This window comes from Streptomyces sp. NPDC087270 (genome assembly GCF_044744625.1).
Classification (GTDB): Bacteria; Actinomycetota; Actinomycetes; order Streptomycetales; family Streptomycetaceae; genus Actinacidiphila.
On record NZ_JBIUYR010000021.1, the window covers coordinates 96,485 to 117,201 of the forward strand.

19 protein-coding genes and 1 riboswitch are annotated in these 20,717 nt (G+C 73.1%); of the genes, 10 read left to right on the forward strand and 9 right to left on the reverse strand.

The window, feature by feature from the left end:
- Positions 1-209 precede the first annotated feature (209 nt).
- A complete protein-coding gene (locus ACIPAE_RS32975) occupies positions 210-1,034 on the reverse strand; it encodes a helix-turn-helix transcriptional regulator (protein WP_366409822.1) in 825 nt (274 codons plus the stop codon).
- Positions 1,035-1,088: 54 nt separating this feature from the next.
- Here ACIPAE_RS32975 and ACIPAE_RS32980 point away from each other — a divergent pair, with 54 nt between their 5' ends.
- The 3 genes from ACIPAE_RS32980 to ACIPAE_RS32990 all read left to right on the forward strand — a co-directional run bounded on the left by ACIPAE_RS32980 (position 1,089) and on the right by ACIPAE_RS32990 (position 5,451).
- The gene (locus tag ACIPAE_RS32980) at positions 1,089-2,291 is read left to right on the forward strand and encodes an MFS transporter (RefSeq protein WP_402450315.1); all 1,203 of its coding nucleotides are present in this window, start codon (positions 1,089-1,091) and stop codon (positions 2,289-2,291) included.
- Positions 2,292-2,379: 88 nt separating this feature from the next.
- Complete coding sequence (locus tag ACIPAE_RS32985) at positions 2,380-2,817, forward strand: nuclear transport factor 2 family protein (protein WP_402450317.1); 438 nt, start codon at positions 2,380-2,382, stop codon at positions 2,815-2,817.
- A 27-nt stretch (positions 2,818-2,844) separates the two neighbouring features.
- Complete coding sequence (locus ACIPAE_RS32990) at positions 2,845-5,451, forward strand: ABC transporter (protein WP_402450319.1); 2,607 nt, start codon at positions 2,845-2,847, stop codon at positions 5,449-5,451.
- Between the two features lie 232 nt (positions 5,452-5,683).
- On the opposite strand, the gene ACIPAE_RS32995 is transcribed toward ACIPAE_RS32990, so the two are convergent.
- From ACIPAE_RS32995 to ACIPAE_RS33005, 3 genes are all read right to left on the reverse strand, one after another.
- Entirely contained in the window at positions 5,684-6,343 is a 660-nt protein-coding gene (locus tag ACIPAE_RS32995) for a hemerythrin domain-containing protein (protein WP_402450322.1), read from the reverse strand.
- A gap of 334 nt (positions 6,344-6,677) precedes the next feature.
- Entirely contained in the window at positions 6,678-6,962 is a 285-nt protein-coding gene (locus ACIPAE_RS33000) for a DUF4031 domain-containing protein (protein WP_329368193.1), read from the reverse strand.
- 7 nt (positions 6,963-6,969) lie between these two features.
- Entirely contained in the window at positions 6,970-7,314 is a 345-nt protein-coding gene (locus ACIPAE_RS33005) for a hypothetical protein (protein ID WP_402450325.1), read from the reverse strand.
- A 177-nt stretch (positions 7,315-7,491) separates the two neighbouring features.
- Here ACIPAE_RS33005 and ACIPAE_RS33010 point away from each other — a divergent pair, with 177 nt between their 5' ends.
- The 3 genes from ACIPAE_RS33010 (at position 7,492) to ACIPAE_RS33020 (ending at position 10,298) form a co-directional block, all read left to right on the forward strand.
- Positions 7,492-8,460 (forward strand): MurR/RpiR family transcriptional regulator, encoded by a 969-nt coding sequence (locus ACIPAE_RS33010; RefSeq protein WP_402450328.1) that lies wholly within the window; start codon positions 7,492-7,494, stop codon positions 8,458-8,460.
- Positions 8,461-8,628: 168 nt separating this feature from the next.
- Positions 8,629-9,558, forward strand: a complete 930-nt coding sequence (murQ, locus tag ACIPAE_RS33015; RefSeq protein WP_329368188.1) for an N-acetylmuramic acid 6-phosphate etherase — start codon at positions 8,629-8,631, stop codon at positions 9,556-9,558.
- A 245-nt stretch (positions 9,559-9,803) separates the two neighbouring features.
- The gene (locus ACIPAE_RS33020) at positions 9,804-10,298 is read left to right on the forward strand and encodes a glutathione peroxidase (protein WP_328465211.1); all 495 of its coding nucleotides are present in this window, start codon (positions 9,804-9,806) and stop codon (positions 10,296-10,298) included.
- A 96-nt stretch (positions 10,299-10,394) separates the two neighbouring features.
- Here the strand turns inward: ACIPAE_RS33020 and groL are convergent, their stop codons facing one another.
- From groL to thrC, 4 genes are all read right to left on the reverse strand, one after another.
- Positions 10,395-12,020 carry a chaperonin GroEL gene (gene groL / locus ACIPAE_RS33025; protein ID WP_328465213.1) on the reverse strand — a complete coding sequence of 542 codons (1,626 nt, stop codon included), beginning with the start codon at positions 12,018-12,020 and terminating at the stop codon, positions 10,395-10,397.
- Positions 12,021-12,600: 580 nt separating this feature from the next.
- Entirely contained in the window at positions 12,601-12,804 is a 204-nt protein-coding gene (locus ACIPAE_RS33030) for a cold-shock protein (RefSeq protein ID WP_009339379.1), read from the reverse strand.
- 501 nt (positions 12,805-13,305) lie between these two features.
- A complete protein-coding gene (locus tag ACIPAE_RS33035) occupies positions 13,306-13,581 on the reverse strand; it encodes a MoaD/ThiS family protein (protein ID WP_329368185.1) in 276 nt (91 codons plus the stop codon).
- On the reverse strand, positions 13,578-14,906 hold the full coding sequence (gene thrC / locus ACIPAE_RS33040; protein ID WP_328465218.1) for a threonine synthase: 1,329 nt from the start codon (positions 14,904-14,906) through the stop codon (positions 13,578-13,580). Before thrC ends, ACIPAE_RS33035 begins: the two co-directional genes overlap by 4 nt.
- Positions 14,907-14,924: 18 nt before the next feature.
- A riboswitch (SAM riboswitch) is annotated at positions 14,925-15,056 on the reverse strand.
- Positions 15,057-15,240: 184 nt separating this feature from the next.
- Between thrC and ACIPAE_RS33045 the strand changes: the two genes are divergently transcribed.
- The 3 genes from ACIPAE_RS33045 (at position 15,241) to ACIPAE_RS33055 (ending at position 19,070) form a co-directional block, all read left to right on the forward strand.
- Complete coding sequence (locus tag ACIPAE_RS33045; protein ID WP_402450334.1) at positions 15,241-16,206, forward strand: glucosyl-3-phosphoglycerate synthase; 966 nt, start codon at positions 15,241-15,243, stop codon at positions 16,204-16,206.
- Between the two features lie 71 nt (positions 16,207-16,277).
- Positions 16,278-17,702, forward strand: a complete 1,425-nt coding sequence (locus tag ACIPAE_RS33050; RefSeq protein ID WP_402450337.1) for a trehalose-6-phosphate synthase — start codon at positions 16,278-16,280, stop codon at positions 17,700-17,702.
- A 366-nt stretch (positions 17,703-18,068) separates the two neighbouring features.
- Entirely contained in the window at positions 18,069-19,070 is a 1,002-nt protein-coding gene (locus ACIPAE_RS33055) for an ArsR/SmtB family transcription factor (protein WP_402450339.1), read from the forward strand.
- 32 nt (positions 19,071-19,102) lie between these two features.
- On the opposite strand, the gene ACIPAE_RS33060 is transcribed toward ACIPAE_RS33055, so the two are convergent.
- Positions 19,103-19,720, reverse strand: coding sequence for a TetR/AcrR family transcriptional regulator (locus ACIPAE_RS33060; protein ID WP_329368177.1), 618 nt, complete (start codon positions 19,718-19,720; stop codon positions 19,103-19,105).
- A gap of 119 nt (positions 19,721-19,839) precedes the next feature.
- Here ACIPAE_RS33060 and ACIPAE_RS33065 point away from each other — a divergent pair, with 119 nt between their 5' ends.
- Positions 19,840-20,709, forward strand: coding sequence for a nuclear transport factor 2 family protein (locus tag ACIPAE_RS33065; protein ID WP_402450342.1), 870 nt, complete (start codon positions 19,840-19,842; stop codon positions 20,707-20,709).
- The last annotated feature ends 8 nt before the right edge of the window (positions 20,710-20,717 follow it).

A 20,717-nucleotide genomic window follows, 5' to 3' on the forward strand; every position in this document is an offset into this window, starting at 1 on the left:
GCGGCAACCGGACCCCCCGAACGCCCCTGTCCTCCCTGCTCAGGGCCCACCTCCCGGTGGAGGGCCGCCGGCCCCGGCCTCCATGCCCCTGAGCGGCTGCGGGTTCCTCCGCGAAAGGAGCCGCACGAACCCAGGGGCGCGGGGAGCGGCGCGACCGGCCCACCGGCGGGTGGTCCCGGGGGCGGCAGGACAACCCAGCCCGGGTCCTGTCACCCCCGGTCAGGGGACGCGTGGCGGCCGGGAGTGACCCCGAAGGCGTGCCGGAAGGCCTCGATGAACGCGCTCGGGTTGGCGTACCCGCAAGCCGTGGCCGCCGAGGTGACGGACTGCCCGGCCGCGAGAAGCATCAGCGAGTGGTGGAGCCGCAACTGCGTCCGCCACTGCGGAAACGTCATCCCCAGTTCGCGCCGGAACAGCCGGCTGAGCGTCCGCTCACCGGCCCCCACCGCGGCCCCCAGCCGCGCCAGCGAGCGATCATCCGCCGGATCGGCGTGCAGCAGCCTCGCCACGGCGCGCAGCCGATCGTCGGAGGGCGCCGGAAGATGCAGCGGCAGCGCGTCCACCCGCCGCAGCTGATCGAGGGTGACCCGTTCGAGGTCGGCCCGCTGAGCCGCGGTGTAGGGCGGGTCCGCGGGGCCGGGCGTGTCGCTGAGGGCCACCACGAGCTCGCGCAGCAGCGGCGTGACCGCCACGACCGTCGGCCGGTCGCCGCCGAGCGGGCCGAGCCGGGGCGCGAACGACAGCGTCCGCATGTCCGTCGGGCCGTGCGCCTCGTGGGCGTGCGGCACCCCGGCCGGAATCCACACCGCGCGGTACGGCGGCACCACCCACGCCCCGAGCGGCGTGGACACCCGCAGGACGCCGCGGCTGGGGTGGATGAGCTGGTGCACGGCGTGGTGGTGCCAGTCGATCCGCTCGCGGTGGACCAGCTTCTGGCGGGTGGCGGCGTCCAGCGGGCGCGGCCCGGGCGCGTCGGGAACCGGCGGTCCGGGCCGGCGGGGCGGCTCCCCGGCCGATTGGCGGGTTGTCGGCATAAGTAGACAGAGTATCGGTAGTCGACCAGTGTGCCCACTCGGCAGGCTGCGGATATGACCCAGACCGCCGACACGGCAACACCTCGACCGGACTCCTCCGGCCCCCCGGGGCCGGCCCCCGCCCGCACCACCTGGCAGCGGATGCGCGTGTGGGGCATCGCCCACGCCGTCGACGACCTCTACCAGGGCCTGGTCCCGGCGACCGTGCCGTACTTCGTCCTCGACCGGCACTACGGCTACGTCGCCGCGTCCGGCCTCACCCTCGCCGCCACGCTGGGCAGTTCGGTGCCGCAGCCGTTCATCGGGCTGGCGGTGGACCGGATGCGGCTGGGCTGGCTCGCGGGAGTCGGCGTCGCCATCGCCGGGATCAGCCTCGGCCTGTCGGGACTGGTCCCGTCGTACGCCGCCGTGTGGTGCCTGATCATGCTCTCCGGGCTCGGCATCGCCATGTTCCACCCGGCCGCCGGGAAGTCCGCCCGCGAGGACGCCGGGGACAGCGCCGCCGCGATGAGCGTCTTCGCGGCCGGCGGCAGCGTCGGCTTCTTCCTCGCGCCGGTCCTCGCCACCCCCGCGCTGATCGCGTGGGGCGTCGGCGCCACCGCCCTGTTCATCCCGCCCGCCGTCCTCACCGGGTACGTCCTGCTGCGCCGCCGCCGGCGGCACGCGGTTCCCACGTCGGCGGCGGCCCGCGCCGGAAAGGACCGCTGGGGGCCGTTCGCCGCGCTGACCTGCCTCGAAGTGGTGCGCTCCGTGGCCTTCTTCGGGGTGAACACGTTCATCGAGCTGTACTGGATCAGGCATCTGCACGCCTCCCGGGGGCTGGCCGGGGCCGCGCTCACCGTCTTCCTCGCCGGCGGGGTCGGCGGGACCCTGCTGGGCGGGCGGATCGCGGACCGGATCGGCATGGTGCGCACCGTGCAGCTCGGCGGCGCGCTCGCGCTGCCCATGCTCGCCGGGCTCGTGCTCACGCCGGGCAGCATCGCGCCGCTGCTCTTCGCGGTCCTCACCGGTGTCTGCCTCAACCTCCCCTTCGCCGTCCTCGTCAAGCTCGGCCAGGACTACCTGCCCACCCGCCCCGGCACCGCGGCCGGCGTCACCCTCGGGCTCGGCGTCAGCATCGGCGGGCTGCTCTCCCCGATCCTCGGCCTCATCGCCGACGCCCACGGTCCGCGCGGCGCCCTCACCGCCCTCCTCGTCGTCCCGCCCGTCGCCCTGGCACTGGGCCTCCTCCTCCCCGAGCCGTCCCGTACGGCGTGACGGCCCGCGCGTCCCCTCGACCCGCGCCTCCCCTCGACCCGCGCGTCCCCTTGACCTCAAGCCCGCTTGAGGTCGCAGGATCGTCCGCATGGACACCCCCCTGGAACCGCAGACCGCCGTCAGCACCCTCGTGAGCCGCTACTTCCGCGCCCTCGACGAGCGGGCGTTCGAGGCCGGGTGGACCGCCGCGTTCTTCACCGAGGACGCGGCGGTCCGGGCCCCCGTGGGCGCCGTACGCGGAAGGGAGGCGATCGCCGCGCAGGCGGAGGAGGCCCTGCGCCGGTTCGACCGGACCCAGCACATGTCGACGGACGTGCTGGTGACGGCCGCCGCGGACGGCGCGACCGCCGACGCGTCGTGGAACGCGCTGATGACGCACCTCCACCCGGACGGCCGGATCTTCACGGTCGGCGGGCGGTGCCGCGCGGCGCTTCGCCGTACGGCCGACGGCTGGCGGTTCGGCGACCTGTCCATCACCCCGGTGTGGACCGACGGTGAGCCCCCGCACCTCCCGCCGCGGGCATGACCGCGCCGCCGGTGGGACAGTGGAGCCGTGGGCAATGATCGCGAAGGCGCCTCCGACCCGTACGTGCGGGTCAGGGGCGCGCGGGTGCACAACCTGGACGGCGTGGACGTCGACGTCCCGCGTGACGCGCTGACCGTCTTCACCGGGGTCTCCGGGTCCGGAAAGTCGTCGCTGGCCTTCGGCACCCTCTACGCCGAGGCCCAGCGGCGGTACTTCGAGTCGGTCGCGCCGTACGCCCGCCGGCTGATCCAGCAGGTGGGCGCGCCGAAGGTGGAGGAGATCAGCGGGCTGCCGCCGGCCGTCGCGCTCCAGCAGCGGCGCGGCGCCCCGAGTTCGCGCTCGTCGGTGGGCACCGTGACGACGCTGTCGAACCTGCTGCGGATGCTCTTCTCGCGCGCCGGGTCGTACCCGCCGGGTACCGCCGAGCGGCTGGACTCCGACGCGTTCTCGCCGAACACCGCGATCGGCGCGTGCCCGGAGTGCCACGGCCTGGGAACGGTGCACCGGGTCACCGAGTCCTCGCTCGTCCCCGACCCGTCGCTGAGCATCCGCGAGCACGCGATCGCGGCCTGGCCGGGCGCCTGGCAGGGCAAGAACCTGCGCGACGTGGTGGACGCGCTCGGCTACGACATCGACCGGCCGTGGCGGGAGTTGCCGCAGGCGGACCGGGACTGGCTGCTGTTCACCGACGAGCAGCCGGTGGTGACCGTGCACCCGGTGCGCGAGGCCGGGCGTATCCAACGGCCGTACGAGGGAAAGTTCATGAGCGCGCGGCGGTATGTGATGCGCGCGTTCTCCGAGTCGAAGAGCCCCGCCACCCGGCGGCGCGTGCAGCGCCATCTGGAGAGCGCGGTGTGCCCGGTGTGCGGTGGCAAGCGGCTGCGGCCCGAGGCGCTGGCGGTCACCTTCGCGGGCCGCGACATCGCGGAGCTGGCCTCGCTGCCGCTGGCCGAACTCGCCGGTGTGCTGCGGAAGACCGCGGGCCTCGCGGCACCGGGCGCGGCGACCGCCTCGGCCGGTTCCGGCGAGGCCACCGAGGCCGCGGTCTCCCTCGCCCAGGACCTGGTGGCCCGGATCGAGGTGCTGGTCGGCCTGGGCCTCGGCTACCTCGGCATGGACCGCCCGGCCCCGACGCTCTCGCCCGGTGAACTGCAACGGCTGCGGCTGGCCACGCAGTTGCGGGCGGGGCTGTTCGGTGTCGTCTACGTCCTCGACGAGCCGTCGGCCGGGCTGCACCCGGCGGACACGGAGCCGCTGCTGGCGGTGCTGGACCGGCTGCGGGCGGAGGGCAACACGCTGTTCGTGGTGGAGCACGACATGGACGTGGTGCGCCGCGCGGACTGGGTGGTCGATGTGGGCCCGGGCGCGGGCGAGCAGGGCGGCCGGGTGCTCTACAGCGGGCCGGTGCCGGGGTTGGCGGAGGTGGCGGAGTCGGCCACCCGGAAGTACCTGTTCGGGGACGGTGGTACGGCCGGGGCCGGCGGCGGGGATACGGCCGGGGCCGGGGCCGGGGTGCGGCGTGAACCGCGTTCGCCGGCCGGGTGGTTGCGGCTGCGCGGGGTGAACCGGCACAACCTGCACGACCTCGACGTCGATGTGCCGTGGGGGGTGTTCACCGCGGTCACGGGGGTGTCGGGCTCGGGGAAGTCCACGCTGGTCAGCCAGGTGCTGGCGGAGGTGGTCGCGGCGCGGCTGAGCCCGGAGGGGGGCGCGGGCGAGGAGGCGGAGCCCGCGGACGGGGAGGGGGACGACCCGTGGGAGGGCGCGAGCGGACCGGGGACGGGCGGTCCGGGGACGGCTGTCGCGCGGGTGCGGTCGGTCGAGGGCATCGAGGTCGTGGACCGTCTCGTCCGCGTGGACCAGCGGCCCATCGGCCGTACCCCGCGCTCGAACCTGGCGACGTACACCGGCCTGTTCGACGCGGTACGGCGGGTCTTCGCCGGCACCGACGAGGCGCAGGCGCGCGGCTACACCCCGGGGCGGTTCTCGTTCAACGTGGCGTCGGGCCGCTGCGAGACCTGCCAGGGCGAGGGGTTCGTCGCCGTCGAACTGCTCTTCCTGCCCGGCACGTACGCGCCCTGCCCGACCTGCCACGGCGCCCGCTACAACCCGCGGACGCTGGAGATCACCTATCACGGACGGAACATCGCGCAGGTGCTGGACATGTCGGTCGACATCGCGGCGGGGTTCTTCGCCGACGTGCCCGCGGCCGAGCGCAGCCTGCGCACGCTGCGCGACGTCGGCCTCGGCTATCTGCGACTCGGCCAGCCGGCAACGGAGTTGTCCGGCGGGGAGGCGCAACGCATCAAGCTGGCAACCGAGTTGCAGCGGGCCCGGCGCGGCCACACCCTCTACCTCCTGGACGAGCCGACGACCGGCCTGCATCCGGCCGACACCGACCTGCTGATGCGGCAGTTGCACGGGCTGGTCGAGGCGGGCAACTCGGTGGTGGTGGTCGAGCACGACATGGGCGTGGTGGCCGGCGCGGACTGGGTGCTGGACCTGGGGCCCGGCGCGGGTGACGACGGCGGCCGGGTGGTGGCGGCCGGGCCGCCGGCCGAGGTGGCCGAGGCCGAGGGCAGCCGGACGGCGGGGTACCTCGCCCGGCGGTTGGCGGCCCGGGCCGCAACCTGACCGGCGGGCCGGAACCCGGCCGGCGGGACCCGACCGGCGGAACCCGACCGGCGGCGGGCCGGAACCTGGCCGGCTGCGCGGCGGGAGGAGCCCCCTCCGCGCCTCCCACCACGCCGACCCGCAGGCGCCCCCACACCCCCGGATCACCGGTATGCGAATTTCGCATCTAAACCCTCAAATTGTCAAGATAATTTGAGGAGCATACGAGCCCACAATGGCGGTGGACGGCCCGTCAGCGGCTGTCGGGTGACGCCGTTCCGAGCAGGTCCGCCGCGGTCCGCCGTCCGGTCCCCGGAAGTGCGTCGAGCGCGGCGGCGATGCGCTTCTCCTCGAACGTGAAGTGCGACTCCAGGATGGCGGCGAGTCCGTCGAGTTCGCCGCGGACGCGGCGCGCCTCGGCGTCGGAAGGGGTGGCGGGAATGCCGGCGACCACCGTTTCGAGCCGGGCCATGATCTCGCCGACGAGCAGGTGATCCTCCGCCAGTTTCTCGATGGTCGGCCGCAGTTGGGGAAATTCCTCGGCCAACAGCGGGAAGGCGCCGGCGTCTTCGGCGCGGTGGTGTCCGGTCAGGGCGGCGCAGAAGTAGAGGCAGTGCGCGGTGAGCGGCCGGGACGGTTGGCGGCCGGGCGAAGGGCGACCGTCGAGGTGGAGTTCGACCTCGGCGCGGAGTTGGGCCAGTTCGGTACGCAACCAGTCGTGGATCTCGACGAGTTCGCGGCCCAGCGCGGCCGGCCGGGAGGTCGCGGCGGCGGATTCCGCGGATTCCGGGGATTCCGCCGGCCCGGCCGGGAGGGTCGACGCCGCTGGTTGTGGCGGTCGCGCCGGCTCGGCTTCGTGGGAAGGGTGGTGTCTGTCGTCGGGCTCGCGGGGTTCTGCGGGTGCGGAGGACATAGAGCAGCGATCGTAGCCAGCGCGCGCACCGCGGGACAAGAGGATTCCCCATTCCCGCGGGCACGGCCGGCGGCCCTGTTCATTCGGAATTCACACGCCGAATAGGGGCCGATTACGGGAGTCCGGCGACCGCCCCCGGGGGCGGGGAACTGCGCCCTTTTCGCCGGGCGGGTCAGCCGTAGTGGCCAAACGCGTCCGCCAGGCCCTGCGCGGCAGCAGGCGCAGCGCGAGCAGGCAGGCAGGCCGCGGTGCCCGCCGGAACCGTGACGAGGCCGACCGTCACCGCATGGGCGGGGCGCCCGGAGCCGGCGCCAGTGCGGTGGCGCGCCTCGGCTCAGCGGGCGGGCGCGGGTCCGCCCGGCGGCGGCTTCCTGCGGCGCAGGCCCGCCTCCGTCAGCCGCCGCACCAGTTCCTTGCTGCCGATCTCGACCGCGCCCAGCCGCACCGCCTCGGGGTAGTCGGCCGACGGGATGTCGTAGTGGTCCCGCTCGAACGCGCGCTGCGGCGCACCCAACCGCCGTGCGAACGCGTGCAGTTCGGCGTAGGAGCTGTCGCTCACCAGGTGCGACCAGACCCGGCCGTGGCCCGGCCAGGTCGGCGGATCGATGTAGACGGTCATCCGCGCCTCACCCGCCCAGCGCGCCCAGCGCCCCGACGGCGGCGACCGCCTCGCCCCGGACCTCGCACACCCAGTGCGGGTCCGCGCCCAGCTCCGGCTCGACCGCCAGGGCGTGCGGGTCGTCGCACAGCGGGCACAGCGGCCACCGGCCGTGCGTCTCCAGCAGCGCGTCCTGCACGTCCTGCGCGAGCAGCCCCGGCACGAACTCGGCGCCCTGCGGCCACTGCTCCAGCCACCACCGGCGCTTGCTCAGCGCGTCCTCCAGCAGCGAGACGATCTCGGCGTCGGCGACGTCGCGGGCTTTCATGTCGGCGAGGACGCGCGCGCGGGCGTCGTGGAGGGCGGCTTCCATCCGTCCATTGTGCAACCGGCGGCGCGCGACCCCGCCATGGCCACCGCGGCCGGCCCGTTCGAGACGCCCGGGGGTCGCGGTCCGCGCGCCCGTCTACCACGCTCCTGGACGGCTCCTCGACGCCACCCGGCGCTGCGGGGTTGACGCGGCAGCGGAGGTGAAAATACCTTTCAGAGGGTGACCTATAGCGTGAAGGAAACTTTCTCCCCGAGCGTCCGCGCCCTCCGGGGCGTACCCGGCGCGCCCGCACCAGTCACGGCCCCCGACCCCGGGGCCCTCGCCGCCAAGGTCCGCACTCTCGCGCCCTCGATGACCCGCTCCATGCAGCGGGTCGCCGAAGCCGTCGCGAGCGACCCGGCCGGCTGCTCGCACCTCACCGTCACCGCGCTGGCGGTCCGCACCGGGACCAGCGAGGCGACCGTCGTCCGCACCGCGCGCCTGCTCGGCTACCCCGGCTACCGCGACCTGCGGCTCGCGCTCGCCGCGCTCGCCGCCCACCAGGCCACCGGCGCCGCACCCGCCGTCACCGCCGACATCGCCGTCGACGACCCGCTCGGCGACGTGGTCACCAAGCTCGCGCTGGAGGAGCAGCAGACCCTCGCCGACACCGCGTCCCAGCTCGACACCGCCCAACTGGAGGCCGCGGTGGCCGCGTTGGCGGTCGCCCGGCGGATCGACGTGTACGGAATCGCCGCGTCGGGACTGGTCGGCCAGGACCTGGCGCAGAAGCTGCTGCGGATCGGGCTGATCGCGCACGCCCACATCGACCCGCACCTGGCGGTCACCAACGCCGTACAACTACGGCCCGGCGACGTGGCGTTGGCGATCACGCACTCCGGCACCACGCAGGACGTCATCGAACCGCTGCGGGTCGCCTTCGACCGCGGCGCCACCACCATCGCGATCAGCGGCCGTGCCGACGGCCCGGTCACGCAGTACGCCGACGTGGTGCTCACCACCTCCTGCTCGCGGGAGAGCGAGCTGAGACCGGCCGCGATGTCCAGCCGCACCAGCCAGCTCCTGGTGGTGGACTGCCTGTTCATAGGCGTGGCGCAGCGCACCTACGACGAGGCCGCACCCGCGCTGTCCGCCTCCTACGAGGCCCTGGCCCACCGGCACACCCACCGCGCGCCGCGCCCCAGCTGACCGCGACGCCCCTCCCGCCGCCGGCCCGCGCTCCACCCGCCGCCGGCGACCCGACCGACCCGATCGACCCGACCCTCACCCCTTTGGCGCCGTGCTCGCCGCACCCACCGTGCTTCACCCATCCCCCCGCATCGCGCCAGCCACCCGAGAAGGACGAACGAGCCGCACATGACCGACCAGTACACCGAGTTGCGCCGGGAGTTGGAGACGCTCACCACGGAGGCGTTCCGACCCGAACTCGCCGAGATCGACCGGCTGTCCACACTGGAGATCGCGCGGATCATGAACGGCGAGGACCTCACCGTGCCGGCCGCCGTCGCCCAGCAGCTGCCGCTGATCGCGACCGCCATCGACGGCATCGCCGAACGCATGGGCCGCGGCGGCCGGTTGGTCTACGCCGGCGCCGGCACTGCCGGACGGCTGGGCGTACTCGACGCGAGCGAGTGCCCGCCGACCTTCAACACCACGCCGGGACGCGAGGTGGTCGGACTGATCGCGGGCGGCCCGGCGGCCATGGTCACCTCGATCGAGGGCGCCGAGGACAGCAAGGAACTCGCGGCGGCGGACCTGGCCGCGCTGGACCTCACCGAAGCCGACAGCGTGGTGGGAATCTCCGCGTCCGGGCGCACGCCGTACGCCCTCGGCGCGGTCGAGGCCGCCCGCCGGACCGGGGCACTGACCGTCGGGCTGTCCTGCAACGCCGGGTCGCCGCTGGCCGCGGCCGCCGACCACGGCATCGAGGTGGTGGTCGGGCCCGAACTCGTGGTCGGCTCCACCCGGTTGAAGGCCGGCACCGCCCAGAAGCTCGTGCTCAACATGCTCTCGACGATCACGATGATCCGGCTCGGCAAGACCTACGGCAGCCTGATGGTCGACGTGCGGGCGTCCAACGAGAAGCTCCGGGCACGCTCGCGCCGTATCGTCGCCCTCGCCACGGGTGCGGCCGACGCCGCCATCGAGGAGGCGCTCAGCGCGACCGACGGCGAGGTCAAGCCGGCGATCCTGGCCCTCCTGGCGAAGGTGGACGCCCCGACCGCCCTCCGCCTCCTCGCCGCCTCCGGCGGCCACCTCCGCGAAGCGCTCGACGCGGTGAACTGACCCGTCGGGGTGCCTCGTTCCGCCGGTTCGGGGACCACCTGCCGGCGGGTGGTGGCGCGCGCCTGGTTCTGTGCGGCTCCTTTCGCGGAAGAAGCCGCAGGTGCGCAGAGGCGCGGAGAACGGCACTCCCCCGGAGCCTCGCCCGGGAGGTACCCGGCCCCCACCGGCAGGTGGTCCCTCGGCCGGCAGCGCGAGGCACCCCGGTGGGTCGCTTCCCCCCGGGAGGGAGGGAGCATGATGGGGGCATGAGCGATCTGAATGAGCTGGGCCTGACCACACTGGCAGGCGAGGAGACCACCTTCGGCCGACTGACCGGCGGAAAAGCCGCACTCGTGGTGAACGTCGCCAGCCAGTGCGGGTTGACCCCGCAGTACACCGCGTTGGAAGAGCTGCACAAGGAGCTGTCGGGGCGGGGCTTCACCGTCGTCGGCTTCCCCTGCAACCAGTTCGGCGGGCAGGAGCCGGGCACGAACACGGAGATCCAGGAGTTCTGCTCCACGACCTACGGTGTGACCTTCCCCATGACGGACAAGGTCGAGGTCAACGGCCCCGACCGGCACCCCGTCTACCGGACGCTGACCGGCCAGGCGGACGCCGAGGGCGAGGCCGGCGACGTGCAGTGGAACTTCGAGAAGTTCCTGGTCGACCCGGCCGGCCAGGTCGTCGCCCGCTTCCGTCCGGGCATCACCCCGCAGGACCCCGAACTGCGCGCCGCGGTCGAGTCCGTGCTCCAGGGCTGATCCGCGCACGCCTTCCCGCACGCGCGACGGCGCCCCCTCCCTTCGAAGGGAGGGGGCGCCGTCGTCACGCGTGTGCTGGACGCCGATCCGGGGGGATCAGAAGTCCATGTCACCGCCGGGCATGCCACCCGGGGCGCCCGCGGGGGCCGCCTTCTCGGGCTTGTCGGCGATGACCGCCTCGGTGGTGAGGAAGAGCGCGGCGATGGAGGCCGCGTTCTGCAGCGCGGAGCGCGTCACCTTCGCCGGGTCGATGATGCCCTCGGCGACGAGGTCGACGTACTCACCGGTGGCCGCGTTCAGACCGTGGCCGGGGGTGAGGTTGCGCACCTTCTCCACCACGACGCCGCCTTCGAGGCCGGCGTTGACCGCGATCTGCTTCAGCGGGGCCTCGAGGGCGATCTTGACGGCGGCAGCGCCGGTCGCCTCGTCACCCTCCAGCTCCAGCTTCTCGAAGACGGCGGACGCCTGGAGCAGGGCCACGCCACCACCGGCGACGATGCCCTCCTCGACGGCGGCCTTGGCGTTGCGCACCGCGTCCTCGATGCGGTGCTTGCGCTCCTTGAGCTCGACCTCGGTGGCGGCACCGGCCTTGATGACGGCCACGCCGCCGGCCAGCTTCGCCAGGCGCTCCTGGAGCTTCTCGCGGTCGTAGTCCGAGTCGCTGTTCTCGATCTCGGCGCGGATCTGGTTGACCCGGCCGGCCACCTGCTCGGTGTCACCGGCGCCGTCGACGATGGTCGTCTCGTCCTTGGTGATGACGACCTTGCGGGCGCGGCCGAGCAGGTCGAGGCCCGCGTTCTCCAGCTTGAGGCCGACCTCCTCGGAGATGACGGTGCCACCGGTGAGGATGGCGATGTCGCCGAGCATGGCCTTGCGGCGGTCACCGAAGCCCGGGGCCTTGACGGCGACGGACTTGAAGGTGCCGCGGATCTTGTTGACCACCAGGGTGGAGAGGGCCTCGCCCTCGACGTCCTCGGCGATGATCAGCAGCGGCTTGCCGGACTGCATGACCTTCTCCAGCAGCGGAAGCAGGTCCTTCACCGCGGAGATCTTGGAGTTGACGATCAGGATGTAGGGGTCGTCGAGCGACGCCTCCATCCGCTCCAGGTCGGTGGCGAAGTAGGCGGAGATGAAGCCCTTGTCGAAGCGCATGCCCTCGGTGAGCTCGAGCTCGAGCCCGAAGGTCTGCGACTCCTCGACGGTGATGACGCCTTCCTTGCCGACCTTGTCCATGGCCTCGGCGATCAGCTCGCCGATCTGGGTGTCGGCGGCCGAGATGGAGGCGGTGGAGGCGATCTGCTCCTTGGTCTCCACATCCTTCGCCTGCTCCAGCAGCGCGGCGGAGACGGCCTCGACGGCCTTCTCGATCCCGCGCTTGAGGGCCATCGGGTTGGCGCCCGCGGCGACGTTGCGCAGGCCCTCCTTGACCAGGGCCTGGGCCAGGACGGTCGCGGTCGTCGTGCCGTCACCGGCCACGTCGTCGGTCTTCTTCGCGACTTCCTTGACCAGCTCGGCGCCGATCTTCTCGTACGGGTCCTCGAGTTCGATCTCCTTGGCGATGGAGACACCATCGTTGGTGATCGTGGGGGCGCCCCACTTCTTTTCGAGGACCACGTTCCGGCCCTTGGGGCCCAGGGTGACCTTGACGGCGTCGGCGAGCTGGTTCATCCCGCGCTCAAGGCCGCGCCGTGCCTCCTCGTCGAACGCGATGATCTTGGCCATGGTGAAGTGTCCTCCGCGGACTGGGTTGTTTGCGCTCGGGACCGTGTGGTGCCCGCGACGGACGGACCGCCGGCCACCGGTTCCTTCCCGGCACCCGTACGACCCTCACCGACCCGGCCCTGCTGTCACTCTCACAGGGAGAGTGCTAACGCCAATGATTAGCACTCTCCCTGTGCGAGTGCAAGCGGTCCTTGGGTGCCCACCCCCCGTGGGAGGGGTGCCCTGGCGGACGGGCGGCGCCCACCCCCGTCGGCAGGGGCGTCCTTGCGGCGTGGGCCGCACCCACGCGGACCTGCGCGTTCGGCCGCTTGCGGGGCGCGCCGCGCCCGCCGGCCCGGCCCCCGCGGCGAGTTGCCGGGCCACCTGCCCGTGGGCGGTCGCTCGCGCGGTTCTCCCGCCGGCCTCGCCGGGAGGTACCCCCTCCCCCAGCGCTTCGCCTGGGAGCGCCCCCAGCGCCCCCTGGAAGGCGCACGCCTTCCAGCGAGGAGCCCCGCGGGCGGGAAAAAAGGGGGAGCCGCACCCCGTGGGGTGCGGCTCCTCCGTGTGAAAGGTCGCGTCGATGGCCGAACGCGCCGTGAAGTCAGCCGGCGAGACGGACCATGTCCGCCTGCGGCCCCTTCTGACCCTGCGAGATCTCGAACTCGACCCGCTGGCCTTCTTCGAGGGTGCGGTACCCGTCCATTTGAATCGCGCTGTAGTGGACGAAGACATCCGCACCACCGTCGACCGCGATGAAGCCGTAGCCCTTCTCCGCGTTGAACCACTTGACGGTGCCCTGAGCCATTCCTAACTCCCCTATTGCTGGCCCTATCGCGGCCCCGCACTTCACGGGCCCGGGTCAGACCTCACCCACCCGTTCGCCCCTTACCGTCGACAGGTGGGGGTCCTGGGGGGCGTGCGCCGGAACGCGTCGACCGCGGCTGAATGTATCTGCACGGATGCCGTCTGCAACAGGTCAATCGGACGAGAATTCTGGGCGCGACCCATCGGAAATAGCCCGAGAAAAAACGATAAGCCAGGGCAACCCGGGCCGGACATAAAGGGCGAAAGGGAGAATTCGTTCGTGAATTTGGCGATAAATCGCCGCAGCCGGCTCGACCGGGTGTCCGCGCTGCGAGATTGCCCCCGGCAACTGTACAACTTTTCAACTACCGCCCTGTGACGCGGATGCCCCGTCCACCCGAAGGGGTGAACGGGGCACAAACCGCCAGAACCCGCACTGGCGGACCAACTCCCGCTGGGCGACGGCCGGTTCGGTCGCCGAGACGAAGTCCGTCCGCGAGGTTCAGCCGCCGGCTACCGCGGGAATGATCGAGACGCTCGCGCCATCCGGCACGGCCGTCTCCAGCCCTTGGGAAAACCGCACGTCGTCGTCGTTGACATACACGTTCACAAAGCGCCGCAGCTTTCCTGCGTCATCCAGCACGCGCGCCGAAATGCCCTTGTGATCGCGCTCGAGCGAGCCGATCACCTCGGCGAGGGTCGAACCCTCGGCGGGCACCTCGGCCTGGCCGCCGGTGTAGGTGCGGAGAATGGTGGGGATACGTACGGAAGCACTCATGCGAGGCCAGCCTCTCGGAATGCGGCAAGGGTCGGGCGAATGGTCGCGGTCGGTCCGGTGGTCGGCGCCACCGCGTCCAGGGTCTTCAGTCCGTCGCCGGTGTTGAGCACGACGGTCTCGGCGGCCGGGTCGAGCTGCCCGGACTCGATCAGCTTCTTCAGCACGCCGACGGTCACACCGCCCGCGGTCTCGGCGAAGATGCCCTCGGTCCGCGCGAGCAGCTTGATCGCGTCCACGATCTGCTCGTCGTTCACGTCCTCCACGGCCCCGCCGGTGCGCCGGGCGATGTCCAGGACGTACGGGCCGTCCGCCGGGTTGCCGATCGCCAGCGACTTGGCGATGGTGTCCGGCTTCACCGGCCGCACGACGTCGTGCCCGGCCTTGAAGGCCGCCGACACCGGAGAGCATCCCTCGGCCTGGGCACCGTAGATCTTGTAGGGCTTCTCCTCGACCAGGCCGAGCGCGATCAGCTCCTTGAGGCCCTTGTCGATCTTGGTGAGCTGCGAGCCGGACGCGATCGGGATGACCAGGTTGTCCGGCAGCCGCCAGCCGAGCTGCTCGGCGATCTCGTAGGCGAGCGTCTTGGAGCCCTCGCCGTAGTACGGCCGCAGGTTGACGTTGACGAAGCCCCAGCCCTCGCCGATCGGGTCGCCGATCAGCTCGGAGCAGAAGCGGTTCACGTCGTCGTAGGAGCCCTCGATGCCGACCAGTTCGCCGCCGTAGACCGCGGCCATCACGACCTTGCCGGCCTCCAGGTCGTGCGGGATGAACACGCAGGAGCGGAAGCCCGCCCGGGCGGCCGCGGCGCCGACCGCGCCGGCCAGGTTGCCGGTGGAGGAGCAGGACAGCGTGGTGAGGCCGAAGGTGCGGGCGGCCTCCAGCGCGATCGCGACCACCCGGTCCTTGAAGGAGTGGGTGGGGTTGCCGGAGTCGTCCTTGACGTGCAGGCCGCCGGTGATGCCCAGTTCGCGGGCGAGGTTGTCGGCCTTGACGAGCTTGGTCCAGCCGGGGTTGAGGTTCGGCTTGGTGGCGACGTCGACCGGCACCGGCAGCAGCGGGGCGTACCGCCAGATGTTGGTCGGCCCGGCCTCGATCCGCGCGCGCAGCGCCTCGGGGTCGCCGGTCGGCAGGTCGTAGGCCACTTCGAGCGGCCCGAAACACTCCAGGCAGGCGAAGACCGGGCTCAGCGGGTAGCGGGTGCCGCACTCCCGGCAGGACAGCGCGGCGGCCGGTCCGAACGGTGCGGGTGCTCCGGCGTCCTGGGCACCCTGGGCGCCGAGGGCGGAGTCGGTGGTGGTGGTACTTGCGACGGTTTGCGCAGCCATGACAGGCGAGGCCCTTTCTCCTCATCTTCCTCGCACGCGGGCGCGTCACGAGACGGAATTGGCACCTTCCCCACCGTGCTTGACCTCGCGGTCGGCGGGAGGGTTGCCGGGGCTTCTACGGGCCGTTCCCTCTGCCCCTCTGGATGAGCGGTATGGCGACCGGGCGGTACGGACCGCACCCGTCGCGTTTGTCACGCGCCACGCCCCCGGCATGCGGTGGCGTCACGCGTTGTTCAAGACTGTAACCGACACGGGCGGCGGTTGAGATAGTCGTCCGCACCGCGAGATGGATCACACGCCCGGCATCAGGGCGTGTCCGAGGGAGAGGACTCACGTGCTCGACGAGGTGGAGCGCTGGCTGCGCGGGAGGTCGTGGTCGGCCGCCGACCGGCCGCTTGACCTGCTGCTCGCCGCCAAACGCGCGGCCGGCAGCCAGGGCACGGTCAGCGTGGTGCTGCCGGCGCTGGACGAGGAGGCCACCGTCGGTGCCATCGTGGCCGCGATCCGCCGGGACCTGATGTCCGCGCAAGTGCCGCTGGTGGACGAGCTGGTCGTCGTCGACTCCGGCTCGACCGACCGTACGGCCGAGGTCGCCGCCGCGGCGGGCGCCCGCGTGGTCGACCGGGACGCGATCCTGCCGCGGCTGCCGGCCGTGCCCGGCAAGGGCGAGGTGCTGTGGCGGTCGCTGCTGGTGACCAGCGGCGAGATCGTCTGCTTCGTCGACGCGGACCTGCGCGGGTTCGACGCCCGCTTCGTCTCCGGGATCGTCGGGCCGCTGCTCACCGAGCCCGCCGTGCAGCTGGTCAAGGCGATGTACGACCGCCCGCTGGAGACCGGCGGGACCGTGGTGCCCGCGGGCGGCGGCCGCGTCACCGAACTCGTCGCCCGCCCCCTGCTCAACCTGCACTGGCCGCAGCTGGCCGGCTTCGTCCAGCCGCTCGGCGGGGAGTACGCGGCCCGCCGCTCGCTGCTCGAACGGCTCCCGTTCCCGGTCGGGTACGGCGTCGAACTCGGCATGCTCATCGATGCGTTGGGCCTGGTCGGGCTGGACGCGCTCGGGCAGGTCGACGTCGGGGTGCGCCATCACCGGCACCAGGACGGCCAGGCGCTCGGGCGGATGGCGGCGGCGATCTACCGGACCGCGCAGGTCCGGCTCGCCCGGGGGCAGCTGGTACGGCCGCGGCTCACGCAGTTCGGCCGCTCCGGCGCCGCCTTCGTCCCCAGCACCCACCCGGTCGACACGGAGGAGCGGCCCCCCATGAGTGTCCTGCCGGAATACCTCGCCCGCCGGGCGGCGTAGCGCGGCGTCGCGACGGGCGAAGGGCACCGAATACACGTTTGAGCTGCACGGTAAATGGCTAGGCTCGCGGCATGGAGGGATCTTCGCAGGGTGCCCGGATTCTGGTCGCGTCGAACCGCGGCCCGGTGTCGTACACCGTGGCACCCGACGGCACCCTGGGGAGCCGTCGCGGTGGCGGCGGCGTCGTCTCGGGGCTGAGCGCGATCGGCCCGGACGCGGGCGCCGTGTGGGTGTGCGCGGCGCTCTCGGAGGGTGACCGGGAGGCGGTGCGGCGCGGCGTCGCCGAGCCCGGGGTGCGGATGATCGCGGTGCCGCCGGAGGTGTTCCACTCGGCGTACAACGACATCGCGAACTCGGTGCTGTGGTTCGTGCACCACCTGCTCTACCAGACCCCGTTCGAGCCGGTCTTCGACGAGGAGTTCCGCGGCCAGTGGGCCGCCTACGAGGCGTACAACGAGGCGTTCGCCGACGCGCTCGCCCAGGAGGCCGCCGAGGGCGCCGCCGTCCTCGTGCAGGACTACCACCTCGCGCTGGTGCCCGCGCTGCTCCGCGAGCGCCGCCCCGACCTGCGGATCGGCCACTTCTCGCACACGCCGTGGGCCCCGCCGGACTACTTCCGCCTGCTGCCCGACGACGTGGCCGCGCGCCTGCTCGAAGGCATCCTCGGTGCCGACCGGGCCGCGTTCCTCACCCGCCGCTGGGCCGCCGCGTTCGCCGCGTGCTGCGCCGACGTGCTGGGCGCCGAGGTGTCCGCCGACGGCGACGCGGTCACGTACCGCGGCCGGACCACCCGGCTGGGCGTGCACGGACTGGGCGCCGACGGGGAGTTCCTGCGCGAGCGCTCGCAGCGGCCCGATGTCGACGAGCGGATGGCGGCGCTGCGCGCGGAGGCCGGGCCGGGGCGGCGGCTGATCGTCCGGGTGGACCGCACCGAGCTGTCGAAGAACATCGTGCGCGGCCTGCACGCCTACCGGCAGCTCCTCACCGAGCACCCGGGTTGGCGCGAGCGCGTGGTGCACGTCGCCTTCGCCTACCCGTCGCGGCAGGACCTGGCGATCTACCGGGAGTACACCGCGGAGGTCTCCCGGGTGGCCACCGCGATCAACGACGACTTCGGCACCGACGGGTGGACGCCGGTCATCCTCAAGGTCGACGACGACTTCGCCCGCTCGCTCGCGGCCTACCGCCTCGCCGACGTGGCGCTCGTCAACCCGATCCGCGACGGCATGAACCTCGTCGCCAAGGAGGTCCCGGTCGTCTCCGACCAGGGGGTCGCGCTCGTGCTGTCCCGCGAGGCGGGCGCCTTCGAGGAGTTGGGGGACGACGCCTTCACCGTCAACCCCTACGACATCCGCGCGACCGCCGTCGCCCTCAACCTCGCGCTCACCCTCCCCGAGGCCGACCGCGCCGACCGCACCAAGCGCCTCGCCGCGGCAGCCACCGCGCTCCCCCCGAGCCAGTGGTTCCTCGACCAACTCCACGCGCTCGGCGGGTAGTCGGACGCCATCCGGGCCCTCCGGTTCCTCCGGGCCATCCCGCGAGGAGGGCGCCGTCCTCGACGTCACGGCCGCGGTGGGACGGCGGCCGGCGGAGCGGATACAACCGGTGGCGCCACGCGGCGGCGCCGCGAACCGGTGAACCTTTCCGGGCACGGCGCTAGTGCCGTGCCCGGATAGGTTTGCCTGGTTCGCGGTGTCCGGTGCGGTGCATCGCAAGGCGGAGGATCGTCCTCGTACTGGGCGTACTCGGACGACTCCGACAACGCGGCGAGGTGCCGTGCCGGGCGCCGCGAACCGGTGAACCTTTCCGGGCACGGCGCTAGCGTGGGAGGGGAAGCCGACGCTTCGACGGGGGAGTCCGGAGTGCTGAGGGTCCATTTCACCGCCGGGGACGTCGCACGGCTGCGGGTGGCGCCCGCCGGGCCGTTGACGGAGTGCATGGTCGCGCTGTCGACGGCACAACTGCCCTGCCGCGCACCGCTGCTGGGCGGGTGGCGCGCGCGGGTGCGGGACAGGTTGCCGCCGGACGCGCGGACGCTGGCGCTGGCCTGGGCGGAGCCGCGGCGGGCGCTGGACCTGTTCACGGCCCTGGGCGCGGACGCCGAACTGGACGAGGGCATAGCGGATCTGCTGGCAGGACCGCGCCGGTTACGGGAGGAGCTCAGGCTGTATCCGCCCAAGTTCCTGGAACGCCAGCCGGATTGGCTGATGAGCGGGATCGGGGGTGGCGGCGCCTCGGCGGCGCGGGTGTCGGGAGCGCTCAACTCGGCCTTCTCGACGGCGATCGGCCCTTACTGGGACCGGCTGCACGGTGCGCTGTACGGTCAACTGGCCTCGTACGGCCGGGCGATGGCGAGCGGCGGGGTGGACGCGCTGTTCGCGCGGCTCGGGCCGTGGCTGCGCTGGTCGCCGCCGGTGCTGGAGATCGCCGCCGAACCGGCCTGGAGCACCAGAGACGTTCGGCTGGACGGGCAGGGCCTGGCCCTGGTGCCGTCGTTCTTCTGCGACACCCCGCAGATGTTCAGGCCCACCGAGGGCGGTGAGGCCGTGCTGATCCACCCGGTGCCGCTGGAGTCGTCCGACGTCGCCCGCGTCCTCGCCCCGCCGCCGTCGGCACGGCGCTCGGCGCTGGCCGCGCTGCTAGGCCACACCCGCGCCGCGGTACTGGAGGCGGTCGACGACGGCACCACCACCGGGGAGTTGGCGCGCCGGCTGGCCATCTCCGCGTCGAGCGCGAGCAAGCACGCGACGGTGCTGCGCGAGGCGGGCCTGCTCACCTCCCGTCGCGAGCGCGAGCACGTCTGGCACACCCTCACCCCCGCGGCCGTGCACCTGCTCAACTCCGTCCCGGGCGCGGGCGCGTAGCCCACGCCCCGGACACCGGGGCGGACCCCGCGTCAGGAGCCGGCGTCGACAGCCGGCTCAGAAACCGGGGGCTTCGGGGCCAGGCCGTCGAGGAGGACCGACAGCAGCCGGGCCGGGTCGGCGGGGGTGGCCGAGCGCGGGCGCATGGCGTGGAGGAAGGCGGAGACCAGCGCCATCAGGTCGGCGGCGGTGAGGTCGGCGCGGACGGTGCCGGCGGCCTGGGCGCGCGCGAGCAGCCCGGCGATCTCCTCGCGGAGGACGGCGGCGGTGGCCAGCACCGCGTCCTGGATGTCGACGCCGGAGCCGACCAGCGCGTCGACGAGGTCCTGCTTGGGCGCGGACTCGCGCAGCAGGTGGTCGAGGAACGCGGCCAGCGCGGTCCCGGGGTCGCCGCCGAAGTCGCCGTCCGCGTCGCCGAGTTCGCGGGCCCGGTGGATGAGCTGGTGCAGCCGGTCGTGCACGACGGCCTCGAACAGGGCTTCCTTCGTGGGGAAGTGCCGGTAGAGGGTGCCGGGGCCCACCCCCGCGCGCCGGGCGATCACGTCGAGCGGCACCGCGATGCCCTCGGTGGCGAACGCCTCCCGGGCGACCTCCAGCAGCCGGTCCCGGTTGCGCTGCGCGTCGGCCCGCAGCGGCCTCGTCTCCGGCACGTCGATCGCCCCTTCCCGTACCCGGTCCCGGGTACCACTTCAACTGGAGAGCACTCTCCGGTACGGTGACAACCGGGGCGCACTCTCCGATTCTACGGTGCCCCGGGAGGACGTCAGCCATGCCCACGCGCACGCCCCGCGAGACCGTCGAGGGGTTCCTCGCCGCCACCATCGGCGAGGACCCCGGCGCCCTCGCCGACTTCTACGCCCCGCACGTCGTCATCGACATGCCCTTCGCCCCGCCCGAGTTGTATCCGGCCCGCACCGAGACCACCCGCGAGGAGCTACGGTCCCGGTTCCGGGCGGGTGCGGCCGTCCGCCGCTACGAGACCGTGCGGGACGTACGGCTGCACGAGACCGGCGACCCCGAACTGGTCGTCGCCGAGTACACGTTGGACGGCCGCCTGCTCGCCGGCGACGCGCCCTTCACCCTCTCCTTCGCGATGTTCCTGACCATCCGCGACGGCCACATCGTGCACAGCCGCGACTACGCCGACCCGCTGGCCGGGGCGAAGGCACTCGGCCGCCTGCCCGAACTCCTCACAGCCCTGGGGGCGCCGGCACCCGGGCCGGACCCGACCACCGCGAGCCCGGCCGGCGTGGTCAGCGACGAGGACCGGGTCGCGGTCACCGACCTGCTGGCCCTGCACGGCCACCTCACCGACGCCGGTGAACTCGACCGGCTGGACGAGGTGTTCAGCTCCGACGTCGTCTACGACCTCACCGGACTCACCCCGGCCCGCGGCACCCTGCACGGGCTCGACGCCCTCGTCGACGCCGCCCACGCCCTCGGCCCGGCCAACCCCGTCGGCCACCACGTCACCAACACGGTCGTCCGCGCCGGCGAACACGCGGACCGGGCCTACGCCCGGTCCAAGGGGATCGGTGTCATGGCCGACGGCACCAGCGGGAGCGTCACCTACGACGACACCCTCGTACGCGGCCCGCGCGGTTGGCGCGTCACGCACCGCAGGATCACCTCGCGGTGACGGACCCC